We start from the raw sequence: 14,638 nt of genomic DNA, 5'->3' as shown, positions 1-14,638 counted from the left end.
TGGTCCGCCGCTGGAACGTCATTGCGTGCGGTGTTTCAGCCGTTCAGCTGTTGGCCTGAACGCCGAAACGGCACCGTCTCGTCACTCGAACAGCTTTCGAGTTCCAACGAGACTTTCATGACCAATAAAAGAAACTTCAATCGCGCCCGCTCGCAGAGCTGGGACGCTGTCGCACAATGGTATGCCGGTTGGTCAGGACGGGATGGTAGTCACTACCATCGCACCCTGGCAGTGCCCCTGCTGCTTGAATTGCTTGAACTCAAGGCGGGTGAGCGCCTTGCTGATCTTGGTTGCGGCCACGGCATTCTGGCGCCGCCGGTGGCGGGGCTGGGCACCCGCTATATCGGGGTCGACCTGGCGCCCAGATTGATTGCCGAAGCGCGACGCCATCATGTCCGTCATGGGCGTTTTCTTGTGGGCGACGTGACCTGCCTGCCAGAGCACAGACTGCTGACTGGTGGCGCGTTTGACGCGGCGGCCTTTCTGCTTTCCATCCAGGACATCAATCCGCTGGAAGAAGCGCTAGAGGAAGCAGCGCGACTGCTCCGTCCCGGTGGACGCTTGGCCATGGTCATGCTCCATCCTTGCTTTCGGATACCCCGCCAGAGTGGCTGGGGTTGGGACGAAGATCGCGGGCTGAAGTTCCGGCGGCTGGACAGCTATCTGTCCCGCCTGGCCATACCGATGCAGGCGCATGGACAGGGGACAACACGGAGCTATCACCGGCCTTTGGGCGACTATGTAACTGCCCTCTATGCCGCAGGTCTGGCCGTGACAGGCATCAAGGAAGTGGCGGATCTCACGGCCCAACAGAACGGCCGGGCCGACAAGCGCGCTGCGCGTGAGTTTCCGCTGTTTCTGGGCCTGAAGGCGGTGAAGCTGGGCTAGGAAAGGGAAGGCCCGGAGCTTGGCTCCGGGCCTTCTTGCTATTCGGCCGCCTGTGGCAGGTCCGCCGGGCGTTCCCATTTGAGAATGGGCTGGCGGGCGGCGCGGGTTTCATCCAGCCGCCGGCGTGGCGCTTTCATGGGCGCAGCGGTGAAGCGGGCCGAATTGCCGGACTTCGCGTCTGTCGCCAGTTCGGCCATCACGTCGCAGAACCGGTCCAGCGTCTGCTTGCTCTCGCTCTCGGTGGGCTCGATCAGCATGGCGCCATGCACGACCAGCGGGAAATACATGGTCATGGGGTGGAAGCCCTCGTCGATCAGCGCCTTGGCGAAATCGAGCGTGGAGACATCCGTGCCATTGAGGAAGCTGTCGTCGAACAGGGCCTCATGCATGGTGGGGTAGTCGGGGAACGGCACCGAGAACAGGTGCTCGAGGCGTGCCTTGACGTAGTTGGCGTTGAGGACGGCGTCTTCGGCTGCCTGGGCGAGCCCGTCGGCGCCGTGGCTGAGCATATAGGTGAGGGCGCGCACATACATGCCCATCTGGCCGTGAAAGGCGGTGACGCGGCCCAGGGCCTCGCCCGCGACATGTTCGACCAGCTCCAGACCATCCTGGCCCCTGCGGACGAAGGGGACGGGCGCAAAAGGCGCCAGCGCTTCAGACAGCACCACTGGCCCCGCGCCAGGTCCACCGCCGCCATGCGGGGTCGAGAAGGTCTTGTGCAGGTTGATATGCATGGCGTCGATGCCCAGGTCGCCGGGCCGCACCACGCCCATGATGGCGTTGAAATTGGCGCCGTCGCAGTAAAAGAACGCTCCGGCATCATGCACGGCCTGGGCAATCTCGATCACCTGCGGCTCGAACAACCCGCAGGTATTGGGATTGGTCAGCATGATCGCGGCAACCTCGGGCGAAAGGGCATCCTTGACCGCCTGCACATCCACCGTGCCGTCGTCGCGGGCTGGGATCGGCTTGACGCTATAGCCCAGGAAGGCGGCGGTGGCTGGATTGGTGCCATGGGCGCTTTCGGGAACGAGGACTATTCTGCGATGCGCTTCACCCTTGGCGTCCTGCGCAGCCTTGATCGCCATCATGCCAAGCAATTCGCCATGCGCACCGGCCTTGGGCGAAAGGGCCACGGCGGCGGTGTTGGTCAGCGTCATCAGCCAGTGCGAAAGCTGGTTCATCAGCTCCAGCGCGCCCTGCACGGTCGAAACCGGCTGCAGCGGATGAATATCGGCGAAGCCGGGCAGGCGCGCCATCTTCTCGTTGAGGCGCGGATTGTGCTTCATGGTGCACGAGCCCAGCGGATACATGCCGCTATCGATCGAGTGGTTGAGGCGCGACAGGCGCACATAATGGCGCATCGCTTCCGGCTCGGTGAGGCCGGCCAGATCGAGCCTGGTGCTCCGGCCAAAACCGCCAAGGCGATCATTGGTGAGCGTTACCTCGGGCAGGTCGACACCGGAATGTTCGGTATCGCCGATTTCGAACAGCAGCGGTTCGTCCGGCAGCAATGCCGAACCGGATGCGCCTGTGCCTGCAGTGCCAATGCCGGTGGGGCGGCCCTGATTGTTCATGCTCATGCCAGTTCCTCCGTCAGCGCGGCGCAAAGGGCAGCGATATCGGCTTCGGTGGTCAGTTCGGTTGCGGCCAGGATAAGGAGGTTGTTGACCTCGGGATCCTCGGGCAGCAGGCGGCTCGCGGGGACTCCGGCCAGAATGCCGCGCTTCGCCAGTCGCTCGACCAGACCGGCGGCAGGTTGGGTAACGCGAATGGTCATTTCGTTGAAGAAGGTCTGGTTGAGGACGGTGACGCCGGGCACACCGTCGAGGGCGTCCGCCAGGCGGATCGCGTTGGCGTGGTTAAGGCGGGCGAGACGCACGAAGCCGGCTTCACCCAGAAGTCCCATATGGATCGAGAAGGCGAGGGCACACAGGCCCGAATTGGTGCAGATATTGCTCGTCGCCTTTTCGCGGCGGATGTGCTGTTCGCGGGTCGATAGGGTCAGGACGAAACCGCGATTGCCATCGGCATCGACCGTTTCGCCGCAGACCCGGCCCGGCATCTGGCGAATGAATTCCTTGCGGGTGGCCATGAGGCCCAAATAGGGGCCGCCGAAATTGAGCGCATTGCCAATCGACTGCCCTTCGGCCACGACGATATCTGCGCCCAAGGCACCGGGCGCCTCAAGCAGGCCAAGCGACACCACCTCGGTGACCACCACGATCAGCAGTGCGCCCTGGGCATGGGCGGCCTCGGCAGCGCCCTTGAGATCGCGCAGATGGCCGTAGAAATCCGGGGTCTGGATGACGATGGCCGCCGTGTTGCCGTCGATATGCTCGAGAATATCGCCCTGACCCTCGGGGGAGGGGGAGAGGCAGACCAGATCGGCGTCGTCTTTGAGATAGGCCTTGACCACATCCCGGTAATGCGGGTGCAGGCCGCCCGACAGCACGATCTTGTTGCGGCGGGTGAGGCGGCGGGCCATCAGCACGGCCTCGGCAGTGCCGGTCGAGCCGTCATAGAGCGAAGCGTTCGCCACATCCATGCCGGTGATCTTGGCCACCTGGGTCTGGAATTCGAACAGCATCTGCAGCGTGCCCTGCGAGATTTCCGGCTGGTAGGGCGTGTAGGCCGTCAGCCATTCGGAGCGCTGGATCAGGTGGTCGACCGTGGCTGGCACATGGTGCCGATAGGCGCCGGCGCCGACAAAGAACGGGCCGTCACCGCCTGCCTGGTTCTTGTTGGCGAGCGCGCGCATATGCGCCTCGACCATAAATTCAGGGCTGTGGTCGGGCAGGTCGAGCTTGAACGACTTGAGCGCCGATTTCGGCACTGCGGAGAACAGCGCGCCGATATCGGCAGCACCGATGGCGCCAAGCATCTCGGCGCGCTCGTGGTCGGAATGGGGGAGGTAGCGCATGGACGTCCGGTCTGGTCAGAGGGTCAATTCGGCGTAGCCGTCGGCATCAAGCAGCTTGTCCAGTTCGCCGGCATCGCTGACCTCGATCTTGAACATCCAGCCACCGGCTTCCGGATCGGCGTTGACCATGCCCGGTTCACCGTTGAGCGCATCATTGACGGCCGTGACGGTGCCCGACACCGGGGCGTAGATTTCCGAAGCGGCCTTGACCGATTCCACCACGGCAGCCTCGTCGCCCTTTTTCAGCACCTTGCCCACTTCGGGCAGCTCGACAAAGACGATGTCGCCCAACTGTTCCTGGGCATAGCTGGTGATGCCGACAGTGCCGGTGGAGCCTTCAACGCGAATATATTCGTGGTCGGGGGTGAACTTGGTGGTCATGGCGGGGGCCTCAGACTGACTTGCGGAAATAGCGGTGGGGGACGAAGGGCGTGGGCACGATCTCGGCTGGCTGCGCGCGGCCGCGCACCGAAACCTGGAGCTGTGTGCCAATGGCGGTGTGGTCGGGCGAGACGAACCCCAGGGCAATCGCCTTGCCCAGGGAAGGCGCAAAGCCGCCGCTGGTGACCACCCCAATGGCAGTGCCCGACGCGTCGAGAATTTCGGCACCCTCACGGGCAGGGGCGCCCTGGACAATCAGGCCAACGCGCTTGCGGGTGAGCTGGCCTTCGCGTTCGCTCAGAATGCGGGCCGCGCCAGGAAAGTCGGCCGCCTCGCGACGGCGCTTTGAAACGGCAAATCCCAGATCGGCCTCGATGGGCGACACGGTTTCATCCAAATCATGCCCATAGAGCGGCAGGCCGGCCTCAAGGCGCAGGCTGTCGCGGGCGCCCAGCCCAATTGGCTTGACGCGCGGGTCGTCCAGAAACGCGTCCCACAAACGGGCAGCATTTTTGGCCGAACAGAGCAGTTCAAAGCCATCCTCGCCGGTATAGCCGGAGCGGGAAATGATGAGTTCCTCGTCCTCCCACTGGAACGCGCCGAACTGCATGAAGCCCAGTTCGACCACGCCCGGCACCATTGCAGTGAGCACCCCGACGGCCTCGGGGCCCTGGAGTGCCAGCAGCGCATTGTCATCGACCCGCTGGAAATCCGCCTTGTCACCGGCGGCCTTTGCCAGCAGCTCGAAATCGGCCTCCTTGGTGCCGGCATTGACCACGACATAGAGTGCGCCGGGGAAGCGGGGCGAACGGGCGACCATCAGGTCATCCAGGGCACCGCCGGTTTCGTTCAGCAGCAAGGTGTAGCGGACCTGGCCGGGCTTGAGGCCGGCAATGTCACCGCAGATCAGCGGTTCGACGAGCGCCGCGACGGCGGCATGATCGGCCTCGGCATCGCCACTGCGATCCTTGAGGGTCAGAAAGCTCGGGCCCATATGGCTGACATCGAACAGACCCGCCTGGTCGCGGGTCCATTTGTGCTCGGCCATGATGCCGGTGGGGTATTGCACGGGCAGGGCATAGCCGCCGAACGGTACGATGCGGCCACCGGCAGCCACATGACGCTCGTAAAGCGGGGTTTGCAAAAGGTCTTCGGATCTGGCTTCAGCCATGGGCACCACTCGGGTTCAAAGGCGACACGTCAAGGCTCCGCCGGAAAGCGGAAATACGTGCCCCCTCTGTCCTTGCCCTGAGAGATTTCCCGGCTGAGCGCCGGTTGCTCCTTCGGAGAGGCTGGATCAGCCTGCTTTCCAGAGTGTTTGACCCAACTGCGGTCCGTTGGCCTGAGAGTTTCCGGGGCGGTTGCTCCTTCGGCGCTGGCGCGTGGCCAGTCTCTCCCGCAGTTGACGGCACCATGGTGGAGATTCACCGGGTCGTCAATTGGGGGCTGATGCTGGGCACAGGATATGTGTCATGTACGCCCGTCCTAGTACCCCCACCTAGCCTCCCCCTGATAGGGGGAGGGATCGCTTCGAGCTTGATCAACAGCCGAGGCAAGCTCGATCTGCTCCTCCCCCTATCATTGGGAGGCGGGGTGGGGGTATCCAAACAAGAAAGGCGGGCATCGCTGCCCGCCTTCAAATCTGGTGCGACCGGATCGGTCTTAATTCAGTCGGCTGGCCACATCGGCGATGGCCGCGTCGACGACCTTGCCGCCATTTTTGTTCATCTCGTCCGAGAGAACGCTTCGGGCGGCCTCGATGGCGATATCTGCGGAGCGGGCCCGCACTTCGGCAACCGCCTGGGCCTCGGCCTGGGCAATCTTGTCCTCCACCGCAGCGGTGCGGCGGGCGACGAGATCAGCCAGCGATGCCTGGGCTTCCACGGTCAGGCGCTCAGCCTCTTCCTTGGCAGCGGCGACAATGCCTTCGGCTTCCTTTTCGGCAGCGACGCGCTTCTGCTCATATTCAACGAGCAGGGCGGCGGCTTCCTCGCGCAGGCGCTTGGCTTCGGCGATATCAGTCTCGATCTGCTTGATCTTGCCATCGAGCATCTTGCCGATGATCCCCGGCACGCCGAAGAACACCATCAGCCCGAGGAACACCACTAGGCCGACCATGGCAAAGAAGCTGTTATCCAACCATTCTGGCATCAGGCTTACCCCTTAACCTTGGCAACGGCAGCGCGGATGCTGTCGGCCGGAACGTCGCCAACGATCTGGCTGACCACGGCCTGAGCCGTTTCAGCCGCGATTTCGTCGACATGGGTGAGGGCCTCGGCCTTGGTCTTGGCAATGCTGGCTTCAGCAGAGCTGACCTTGGCGGCGAGATCGGCCTCGGCGGCGGCGCGCTTGGCGCTGAGATCGGCCTGAATGGCTTCGCGCGTTTCATTGGCAATGCCCTGGGCCTTGGCCTTGGCTTCTGCCAGGGCCTTTTCATAGGCCGCGATGGCAGCGTCGGTCTTCTGGCGATCCGCATCGGCAGCCGCCAGATCGGTGTCGATCAGCGTCTTGCGGTTGTCCAGAATGCCGCCAATACGGGGCAGGGCCAGCTTGCTCATCAACAGATACAGCGCGCCAAAGGTGATGGCGAGCCAGAGGAGCTGGCTGGGGAAAGTGGCCGGGTCGAAAGGCGGGAACACGTCCGAATGGCCGGCATCGCCGTGCGCTTCGGTCGTGGCATGCGTGTCTGCGGTCGGATCGGCGTGAACGCCATCCTCGACATGCATGGCATCAGCGGCGCCCGCGGCTTCTGCGCCGTGGTCGTCTGCTGGGGTTTCCGCTTCTTGAGCGTAGGCTTGCGTTACCATCTGGTAGAGGTCCCGTTAAATCCGGTCATCCAGTCGTGATTGACTGGAGAAGGGAACGCAGCCGGACATTGCGTCCGGCTGCGGCAATCTCGGTGCAGTCGCGCGATTAGGCGACGAACAGCAGGATCAGGGCAACCAGGAACGAGAAGATGCCCAGAGCTTCGGTCACGGCGAAGCCGAAGATCAGGTTACCGAACTGGCTCGGAGCAGCCGACGGGTTGCGCAGGGCACCCGAGAGGAAGTTGCCGAAGATGTTGGCCACGCCCAGGGCGGCACCAGCCATACCGAAGGTGGCAATACCGGCACCGATGAACTTTGCGGCTTCAGCTTCCATTTTAATGTCCTTTCAAGCGACTTTTGGGTTCCGGTGGGTCATCCACCGAGAATGGGTGGTTAGTGGGACGGGTGGATCGCGTCGTTGAGATACATGCAGGTCAGGACCGCAAAGACATAGGCCTGGACTGCACCGACGAGAAACTCGAGGCCCGTAAGGGCGATTGCCATCAGCATGGGCAGGATAGCGGCGGCCCAGCCGAAAGCGCCAAGGCCCGCAATCATCATGACCGCAAAGCCGGTGAAGACCTTGAGGGTGATGTGGCCGGCAAGGATGTTGCCGAACAGACGAACCGAGAGGCTGATGGGACGCGAGAGGAAGGAAATGACCTCGATCGGCGTCACGATGGGGAGAATATAGCCCGGCACACCGGCCGGTACGAAAAGCTTGAGGAACTTGGGGCCGTTCTTGACGAAGCCGTAGATGATGACGGTGAGGAACACCAGCATCGAAAGGGCAAAGGTGATGATGATGTGGCTGGTGACGGTGAAGAAATACGGCACCATGCCGAACATGTTGGCGGCAAAGATGAAGGTGAACAGGCTGAACACCAGCGGGAAGAACTTCATGCCGGCAGTGCCCGCCGAACTTCGGACCATCCCCGCCACGAACTCGTATAACAGTTCGGCCGTAAGCTGCGCGCGGGTCGGGACCAGCTTCTTGCCTGAGGTGGTGAGCAGCAGGAAAAGGGCGATCGTGGCCACCGTCAGCACCATGAACAGCGCCGAATTGGTGAAGGCAAACGTCGTGCCCGACCCTTCGGTGCCGTCACCGCCAACGGTAAACAGCTCGAAGATGTCATAGATGACAAACTGGTGGATCGGGTCAGTACCGGCCATGGAGCCCTCTAAGCGTCATCAATTCTCAGTCCGCTCTTCGTCTTCCACCTCGGGGCCAAGATCGGCACCCTTGGGGGCAGGCGAGGCGGCATTCATTTCCGCCACCACTCGGATGACGTTCAGGATTCCAGCGGCAAAGCCCATCAGCAGCAGGATGAGCAAGCCCCAGGGGCTGGTTCCCAGGCCAAGGTCAATGAGGTAGCCGAGACCGGCACCCACCAGGACCGCGGCGATGAATTCGGTACCGATACGCATGCCGCGCGCCAGACCGCTCATCTCCGGGGAAGCATCTCGGGCGGATCTGTTGTCCTCCCGGTCGCGCTCCCGCTTGGCAGAGGCGATACGCGATGCGAGATCGTGCGTCACCCCCCGGGCGCTATCTGATCGGCCCTGGTCGTCTGGCGAACTGGTCATCCGCTGCTCCCTTTGGCCGGCCATTTTCCGGAATTTCCGGACGCCCTTTAAGTCGCGCGCAACATAGTGGTGGCCCCAATTGGTGTCAAGGCGCGTGCGGCTTGTGTAAGTGTCTGTTTTAACGAGATGATTTGGTGTGTGGCGGGGGTGCGGCATGCTGTCCACACCGCGATCATGGCAGAGTCAGGGCAGGGCGGGGGGATTCTGCCCCTGCCGGCCTTGGCGCGGGGTGGCGCGACGCACTGCCAATCGATGGGTCAGCTCGCTTCCCGGAAGCTCTCTGCCGTCGTCAGATCGACCGAGACGAGTTGCGACACGCCGCGCTCGGCCATGGTGACACCAAACAGGCGATCCACCCGGCTCATGGTGATCGGGTTGTGGGTGATGACCATGAAGCGGGTATTGGTGCGCTGGCGCATCGAATCGAGCAGGTTGCAGAAGCGCTCGACATTGGCGTCGTCGAGTGGGGCATCCACCTCGTCCAGAACGCAGATCGGCGCTGGATTGGTCAGGAACACCGCAAAGATCAGGCTCATCGCGGTCAGCGCCTGCTCGCCGCCTGAGAGCAGCGTCATGGTCTGCGGCTTCTTGCCGGGTGGCCGGGCGATGATTTCCAGGCCTGCTTCAAGCGGATCATCGCTTTCCACGAAACGCAGCTCGGCCGTGCCGCCGCCGAACAGGGTGGTGAACAGCTCCTGGAAATGCGCGTTGACCTTGCCGAAGGCTTCATTGAGCCTTGCCCGGCCTTCGCGGTTGAGCGCGGCAATGCCGCCGCGCAGCTTGGCGATGGCCTCGATGATGTCGTCGCGGTCGCGCACCATGGTGTCCAGCTTGTCCTGGACTTCCTCGGCTTCCTTTTCCGCTGACAGATTGACCCCGCCCAGCCGCTCGCGCTCGGCCTTGAGCCGGTCAAGCTTCTGCTCGGTGGCATGTTCATTGGGTAGCGCTTCGGTGGGGCGGATGCCTGAGGCCTCGAGCGTCTTCGAAGCCGGAATGCCCAGCGATTCCTCGACCTGGCGTTCGATCTGCTGGCGCTGGGCGATGGAACCCTTCAGCCGCTCCTCAATGCGGGTCAATTCGATCCGGACCGCATTGAGCGCGTCACCCGCGCCCTTGAGGGACTTTTCGGCGTCGCGCCATGCCGTCTGGGCTGCGCTCAGGCGGTCGCCCGCGGCCTTGTGGTCCGCCTGCGCGGTTTCGATCTGGTCATCCAACTGGGCCTTGCGGCTCTCGAAGCCCTCCGGCGCTTCGGCCAGATTGGCAAGTTGGGCCTGCACCTCGGCCATGCGCTGGTCGAGCGTGGCCAATTGCGCTTGCGCGCCATCGCGGCGGCGCTGCCAGGCCGCGCTGTCCCGCCCAAGCTGCTCCAGTCGCGCGGCCCGCATGCGCGCCGCCGATTCCACCGTGCTGAGCTTGAGGCGGGCCTGGTCGGCCTTGTCGCGCAGCGCCGTCAGCGTCTGCTGGCCTGCTTCCGCAGCGGCCGCCATTTCGGTTTCGTCGCCCGCTTCGGCCAGCGCGGCCTCGGCCTCGGCCAGCATGGTCTCGGCTTCGGTGACACTGGCGGCCAGCCGCGCCTGGGCTTCTTCAAGCGTCGAGCGGCGGGTGGCGAGATCACCCATGGCGCGCTGCGCCTTGTCGAGATCGGCCTGGGCCGCGCCGATCGCGTGCTGGGCCTTGCGCCAGTCTTCGCGGCAGGTGCGCTCGCTCTGGCGCGCCGTGTCGAGCGCGGCCACCAGGGCATCGACATCCCGGCGCCAGCTATTGCGCTCGCCCTTGGCGCGCAGGATTTCCTCGTCGAGTTCGGCCAGGCGATTGCGCTGGGCCAGACGCTGCGCAGCAGCACTCGGGGCATCGGCGGCGGCAACGAAACCGTCCCAGCGCCACAGCGCACCGTCCAGCGTTACCAGTCTCTGGCCGGGCTTGAGCGCCTTCATCAGCCCCGGCCCGTCGACCGCATCGACCAGACCGATCTGGTCGAGCCGGCGCTTGAGCAATTCGGTGCCGGTGACATGGCGCGATAGCGGTTCGGCACCCTGCGGCAAGGCCGGGTCGTCATAGCCGTCAATGGCGATGGACCAGTGCATTGGCGCCCCGGCATCGGACGAGGCTTCCAGATCATCGCCCAGCGCGGCGCCGAGCGCGGTTTCATAGCCCGGCTCGACCGAGAGTTCGTCGACGACCGCAGGCCACAGGCTGGACCCGGTATTGAGCATCTTGCCCAGCGTTGAGGCCTCGGCCTCAAGCCGGGTGACCAGCGCGTCGAGTTCGGACAGGCGCGGACGGGCCGCATCGAGCCTGGCCTGGGCAGTGCCGGAAGCCTCCTCGGCAGCAAGGGCCGCCAGTTCAGCCGTCGTTGTGGCGGTCTGCGCCGCATCGAGCGCGGCGCGCCGGGCAGCAAGCGTCTCGTCGGCTTCGAGCGTCGCAATGACGCGGGCCTGATCGGCCTCGACCTCGGCCAGTTGCTGGGCCAGCCGGGCGCGGCGATTGCGGGCGTCGCCCAGATTGCGTTCCGCCTGGATGCGGCGGGCGCGCATCTGGGCCAGGGCATCGGCGGCCTCGCGCGTGGCGGCGTCCGCTTCGGCAACGGCGGCTTTTGCGGCTTCGGCCTCCGCGCGGGCAGTGTCGAACGCGGCCTGCGCGGCCTGCTGTTCGGCGGTAAGCTGGGTCTGTTCCTCGGCATAGGCGGCCAAGGTCACCTCGGCTTCACCGACCAGTTCGCGTTCGCGGGTGCCGTCGGCCGCAATCTGGCGCAGCCGATCCTCGAGTTCGGCCCGGCGCTGGCCCATGCGGCGCGCTTCCTCGGCTAATTGCTCGCGCAGAATGGTGTAGCGCTGCAAGACCGCCCCGGTGACCGCATCGCGCTCGCGCAGCGGTGTCAGGGCGGCTTCCGCCGTTTCGACGGATTTTTGCGCATTGAGCTCGGCATGGGTGGCATCGGCCAATTGCCGGATCAGCACGGCCTGCGCCGCTTCGGTTTCCTTTTCCGCAGCGCGCGTTGCCACCCAGCGAATGTGGAACAGAGTTGCCTCGGCGCGGCGAATATCGCCCGACAGGCCGCGATAGCGATTGGCCAGCCGCGCCTGGCGCTTGAGGGTTTCAAGCTGGCTTTCCACCTGGGCAATGACGTCATCGACCCGTTCGAGATTGCCTTCGGCCGCGCGCAGCCGCAATTCGGCTTCGTGACGGCGGGAGTGCAGGCCCGAAATGCCGGCGGCCTCTTCGAGAAGGGCACGGCGGGCGGTGGGCTTTGCCGCGATCAACTCGCCAATCTGTCCCTGCCGCACCATGGCTGGGGAATGGGCGCCGGTCGAAGCGTCGGCAAACAGCAATTGCACGTCGCGGGCGCGCACTTCCTTGCCATTGACGCGATAGACCGATCCGGCCTCGCGCTCGATGCGGCGCGTGACTTCGAGCACGTCCGCGTTGTTGAGCACAGCCGGGGCGGTGCGATCGGAGTTGTCGAGAACCAGGGTGACTTCGGCGCTGTTCCGCGCCGGGCGATTGCCGGAGCCTGAGAATATGACATCGTCCATGCCCGAGGCGCGCATGGCCTTGTATGAGCTTTCGCCCATGACCCAACGCATGGCCTCGACCAGATTGGACTTGCCGCAGCCATTGGGCCCGACAATGCCGGTCAGGCCCGGCTCCATGACGAGCACGGTTTCATCGGAAAACGACTTGAAACCGTGCAGCTTCAGGCGGGAGAACTTCATGCGTTCACCCGCCTGATGGCACTATTAGTTGGCAGGCGCCATCGCGTCGGCTGCGGGTGCCATTGCGTCAGCCGCAGGCGCCATTGCATCGGCTGCAGGCGCCATGGCGTCGGCAGCAGCCGGGGCGACGAAATCGGCGGGCACAAGCGGGTCGATCTCGGCAGCGAGCTGCTCGAGTGTCTTGCCTCCCGAAAGCGTCTTGCCATTGACATAGAAGGTTGGTGTCCCCGTCAGCCCGAACTCGTCCAGAGCCTGCTCGCGCTGGGCTTCGATCCCGGCGAACACCTCCTGATTCGTCAAGGCGGCCGAGAAGCTTTCCTCTGTAAAACCGAGCTGCTGGGCCACCGTGAAGATGGCGTCGCGCGGCTTGTCGGACATGCCCCACTCGTTCTGGGTCTTGAAATAGGTGGCGATCACATTGTGGTAGTTCTCTTCGCCGGCCGCTTCGGCAAGCAGGAAGATGGCTGCGTCCAGTGCATTGCGGGCAAAGGGCCGCACGATGAACTTGACCTTGCCGGTTTCGACATAGGCTTCCTTGAACGGCTCATAGACCGTGTTGTGGAAGGACGCGCAATGCGGGCAGGTGGGCGAGGCATATTCGATAACCGTGACCGGTGCATCGGCATTGCCTTCGACCTTGTCCGTAAGGCCGCCGGCCGGCGCCATCAATGCGGCCTGGTCGATCATGTCGCCTTCAGCAGCCTGCGATGCCGAAATGCCCGAAAGGGTCACCGCCGAAGCAGCAGCGGCCAGGATGATTGTTTCGCGGCGGTTGAATTTCACGTCTCAGGCTCCTGAAAATTTTTTGCCGGGCGACACTACACACGAGGATGGTGTCGGCAAGTGGGCACGCGCATCACTTGGGGGTGAACGGCATTATTGTTTCTTCATGTTCGACCTGCGCGAGAGCGCCAGACCCAGGGTCCTCAACGCTTCCCGCAGATCGTCATCTTCGACCATTTCGGTCGCCTTGCCGACCTTTGCAAGTTCGCTCTGGCTCGGTTGATAGGGCTTTTGCACCTTCTGGCCTGAACCGGGGGTGAATGGCTCCGCCGACAATCTGACATCATTGACCAGCACGTAGCCGAAATAGCGATTGACCGCGGCGGCAATGACCGGCGCCTCATGCTGGGCAAACAGGGCCTGGCCCGGCGCGCAGCGCAGGTAGAGCGTGGCACCCTCGGCCCCGTGATTGCTGCGCGGCCAGCTCAACTTGTCGGGAAGGGTCGTCTGGTCGAATGGCGGAGGAGCAATGTGACGCCACTGGGCGATGATGTCGCGCCCGGCAAAGCCGCGCTTTTTCAGTACCGGGTCGAGCGCGCCCGAAAGCGCGTCGGAAACCGACAGCGTCTTGTTTCGGCGTTTGGGTTCGGGCAGCGCGTCTTTTGCCATGCACCAGATATCGCTCGTGATGCTTGATGCACAAGCCCACCCCGCTAATGTCGAATTATTGTTCGCTGTTTCGTCGCGCCGTCAGGAACACAGGAGACGGTTGATATGCCCACACTTATCTCGAAGGACGGAACGACCATCGGTTATGAGGCAAAAGGCAGCGGCCCGGTGATCATCATGGTTGCCGGCGCCACGCAATATCGCGCCATCGATCCAACGACGCCCAGGCTGATCGAGCAGCTCTCGGACCGGTTCACGATGATCAATTTTGATCGGCGGGGACGTGGGCAATCCACCGATACGGCGCCCTATGCGGTTGCACGGGAAATCGAGGACATCGAAGCGCTGATCGATCTGTTCGGTGGCCAGGCGGGGCTGTATGGCATGTCGTCGGGCGCGGTGCTGGCGCTCGAGGCGGGCGTCGCGCTTCCTGGCAAAGTGACGTCTGTATTGCTCTACGAACCGCCGATTGATGTTGACCAGCCTTCGGCAGACTCATGGAAGCAACACAGCGAAATGGCGGCACTGGCCGAACGGGGAGAGGCCGAGGCGATGATGAGCCTGTTCATGGGGGCATTCATGTCGCCTGAGGAACTGGCCGGGTTCAAGCAATCGCCCGCCTGGCCGGGTTTCGCGGCGGTGGGCGGGACCATCGAGCATGACTATCGGATCCTGGCGGAGGCAACCGATGGCGATCACCATCCGGCACGCTGGCAGCAGATTGGCGTGCCCGTGCTGGTGGTGAACGGCGACAGCAGCTTTCCATTTATCGACGCCGGGGCGGCCTGGGTCGCGGCCGGGGTGCCGGGGGCGCACCGGCATATTCTGGCCGGGCAGGGACATGATGTCAGCGTCGAGGCGATTGCACCTGTGATTGCCGAGTTTTTTGCCGCGCACTGACTTCCTCAAGAGGGTATGAGGGGTTATGCCCATCGCCCATCCACATC

General features: G+C 63.9%; 14 protein-coding genes and 1 riboswitch. Of the genes, 2 read left to right on the top strand and 12 right to left on the bottom strand.

The features are described 5' to 3' along the window. The first annotated feature begins 117 nt into the window (after positions 1–117). Positions 118–888: a class I SAM-dependent methyltransferase gene (locus tag DDE76_RS11395; RefSeq protein WP_104891804.1), complete on the top strand. Its 771-nt coding sequence runs from the start codon at positions 118–120 to the stop codon at positions 886–888. A gap of 38 nt (positions 889–926) precedes the next feature. On the opposite strand, the gene gcvPB is transcribed toward DDE76_RS11395, so the two are convergent. The 12 genes from gcvPB to DDE76_RS11335 form a co-directional block, all read right to left on the bottom strand. Further along, the gene (gene gcvPB / locus DDE76_RS11390; RefSeq protein ID WP_104891803.1) at positions 927–2,471 is read right to left on the bottom strand and encodes an aminomethyl-transferring glycine dehydrogenase subunit GcvPB; all 1,545 of its coding nucleotides are present in this window, start codon (positions 2,469–2,471) and stop codon (positions 927–929) included. Next, positions 2,468–3,811: an aminomethyl-transferring glycine dehydrogenase subunit GcvPA gene (gene gcvPA, locus DDE76_RS11385; protein ID WP_104891802.1), complete on the bottom strand. Its 1,344-nt coding sequence runs from the start codon at positions 3,809–3,811 to the stop codon at positions 2,468–2,470. Before gcvPA ends, gcvPB begins: the two co-directional genes overlap by 4 nt. A 15-nt stretch (positions 3,812–3,826) precedes the next feature. Continuing rightward, positions 3,827–4,192, bottom strand: coding sequence for a glycine cleavage system protein GcvH (gcvH, locus tag DDE76_RS11380; RefSeq protein WP_104891801.1), 366 nt, complete (start codon positions 4,190–4,192; stop codon positions 3,827–3,829). Positions 4,193–4,202: 10 nt separating this feature from the next. Then, positions 4,203–5,363: a glycine cleavage system aminomethyltransferase GcvT gene (gene gcvT, locus DDE76_RS11375; protein ID WP_104891800.1), complete on the bottom strand. Its 1,161-nt coding sequence runs from the start codon at positions 5,361–5,363 to the stop codon at positions 4,203–4,205. Between the two features lie 149 nt (positions 5,364–5,512). Beyond that, positions 5,513–5,601, bottom strand: a riboswitch (glycine riboswitch). A gap of 253 nt (positions 5,602–5,854) precedes the next feature. Next, positions 5,855–6,343 (bottom strand): F0F1 ATP synthase subunit B family protein, encoded by a 489-nt coding sequence (locus DDE76_RS11370; protein WP_104891799.1) that lies wholly within the window; start codon positions 6,341–6,343, stop codon positions 5,855–5,857. Positions 6,344–6,348: 5 nt separating this feature from the next. Beyond that, positions 6,349–6,999, bottom strand: coding sequence for a F0F1 ATP synthase subunit B family protein (locus DDE76_RS11365; RefSeq protein WP_104891798.1), 651 nt, complete (start codon positions 6,997–6,999; stop codon positions 6,349–6,351). A gap of 106 nt (positions 7,000–7,105) precedes the next feature. Continuing rightward, positions 7,106–7,333, bottom strand: coding sequence for a F0F1 ATP synthase subunit C (locus DDE76_RS11360; RefSeq protein ID WP_067459640.1), 228 nt, complete (start codon positions 7,331–7,333; stop codon positions 7,106–7,108). A gap of 59 nt (positions 7,334–7,392) precedes the next feature. Continuing rightward, entirely contained in the window at positions 7,393–8,172 is a 780-nt protein-coding gene (locus tag DDE76_RS11355; protein ID WP_104891797.1) for a F0F1 ATP synthase subunit A, read from the bottom strand. Positions 8,173–8,190: 18 nt separating this feature from the next. After that, positions 8,191–8,586, bottom strand: a complete 396-nt coding sequence (locus DDE76_RS11350) for an AtpZ/AtpI family protein (RefSeq protein ID WP_198650897.1) — start codon at positions 8,584–8,586, stop codon at positions 8,191–8,193. A gap of 257 nt (positions 8,587–8,843) precedes the next feature. Then, entirely contained in the window at positions 8,844–12,299 is a 3,456-nt protein-coding gene (locus DDE76_RS11345; RefSeq protein WP_104891795.1) for an AAA family ATPase, read from the bottom strand. Positions 12,300–12,323: 24 nt separating this feature from the next. Continuing rightward, complete coding sequence (locus DDE76_RS11340; RefSeq protein ID WP_104891794.1) at positions 12,324–13,082, bottom strand: DsbA family protein; 759 nt, start codon at positions 13,080–13,082, stop codon at positions 12,324–12,326. 93 nt (positions 13,083–13,175) lie between these two features. After that, positions 13,176–13,691 carry a DUF721 domain-containing protein gene (locus tag DDE76_RS11335; protein ID WP_104891793.1) on the bottom strand — a complete coding sequence of 172 codons (516 nt, stop codon included), beginning with the start codon at positions 13,689–13,691 and terminating at the stop codon, positions 13,176–13,178. Between the two features lie 105 nt (positions 13,692–13,796). Here DDE76_RS11335 and DDE76_RS11330 point away from each other — a divergent pair, with 105 nt between their 5' ends. Further along, on the top strand, positions 13,797–14,591 hold the full coding sequence (locus DDE76_RS11330) for an alpha/beta fold hydrolase (RefSeq protein ID WP_104891792.1): 795 nt from the start codon (positions 13,797–13,799) through the stop codon (positions 14,589–14,591). Positions 14,592–14,638: the final 47 nt, after the last annotated feature.

It is taken from the genome of Devosia indica, assembly GCF_003056405.1.
Classification (GTDB): Bacteria; Pseudomonadota; Alphaproteobacteria; order Rhizobiales; family Devosiaceae; genus Devosia; species Devosia indica.
Note: the sequence above shows the minus strand (reverse complement) of the source record. Positions and strands in the feature narration are given on the sequence as shown.

Excerpts from the sequence above, each read along its gene's own strand:
- DDE76_RS11395 (WP_104891804.1), top strand. The coding sequence starts at position 118 with ATGACCAATAAAAGAAACTTCAATCGCGCCCGCTCGCAGAGCTGGGAC.
- gcvPB (WP_104891803.1), bottom strand. The coding sequence starts at position 2,471 with ATGAGCATGAACAATCAGGGCCGCCCCACCGGCATTGGCACTGCAGGC.
- gcvPA (WP_104891802.1), bottom strand. The coding sequence starts at position 3,811 with ATGCGCTACCTCCCCCATTCCGACCACGAGCGCGCCGAGATGCTTGGC.
- gcvH (WP_104891801.1), bottom strand. The coding sequence starts at position 4,192 with ATGACCACCAAGTTCACCCCCGACCACGAATATATTCGCGTTGAAGGC.
- gcvT (WP_104891800.1), bottom strand. The coding sequence starts at position 5,363 with ATGGCTGAAGCCAGATCCGAAGACCTTTTGCAAACCCCGCTTTACGAG.
- DDE76_RS11370 (WP_104891799.1), bottom strand. The coding sequence starts at position 6,343 with ATGCCAGAATGGTTGGATAACAGCTTCTTTGCCATGGTCGGCCTAGTG.
- DDE76_RS11365 (WP_104891798.1), bottom strand. The coding sequence starts at position 6,999 with ATGGTAACGCAAGCCTACGCTCAAGAAGCGGAAACCCCAGCAGACGAC.
- DDE76_RS11360 (WP_067459640.1), bottom strand. The coding sequence starts at position 7,333 with ATGGAAGCTGAAGCCGCAAAGTTCATCGGTGCCGGTATTGCCACCTTC.
- DDE76_RS11355 (WP_104891797.1), bottom strand. The coding sequence starts at position 8,172 with ATGGCCGGTACTGACCCGATCCACCAGTTTGTCATCTATGACATCTTC.
- DDE76_RS11350 (WP_198650897.1), bottom strand. The coding sequence starts at position 8,586 with ATGACCAGTTCGCCAGACGACCAGGGCCGATCAGATAGCGCCCGGGGG.
- DDE76_RS11345 (WP_104891795.1), bottom strand. The coding sequence starts at position 12,299 with ATGAAGTTCTCCCGCCTGAAGCTGCACGGTTTCAAGTCGTTTTCCGAT.
- DDE76_RS11335 (WP_104891793.1), bottom strand. The coding sequence starts at position 13,691 with ATGGCAAAAGACGCGCTGCCCGAACCCAAACGCCGAAACAAGACGCTG.
- DDE76_RS11330 (WP_104891792.1), top strand. The coding sequence starts at position 13,797 with ATGCCCACACTTATCTCGAAGGACGGAACGACCATCGGTTATGAGGCA.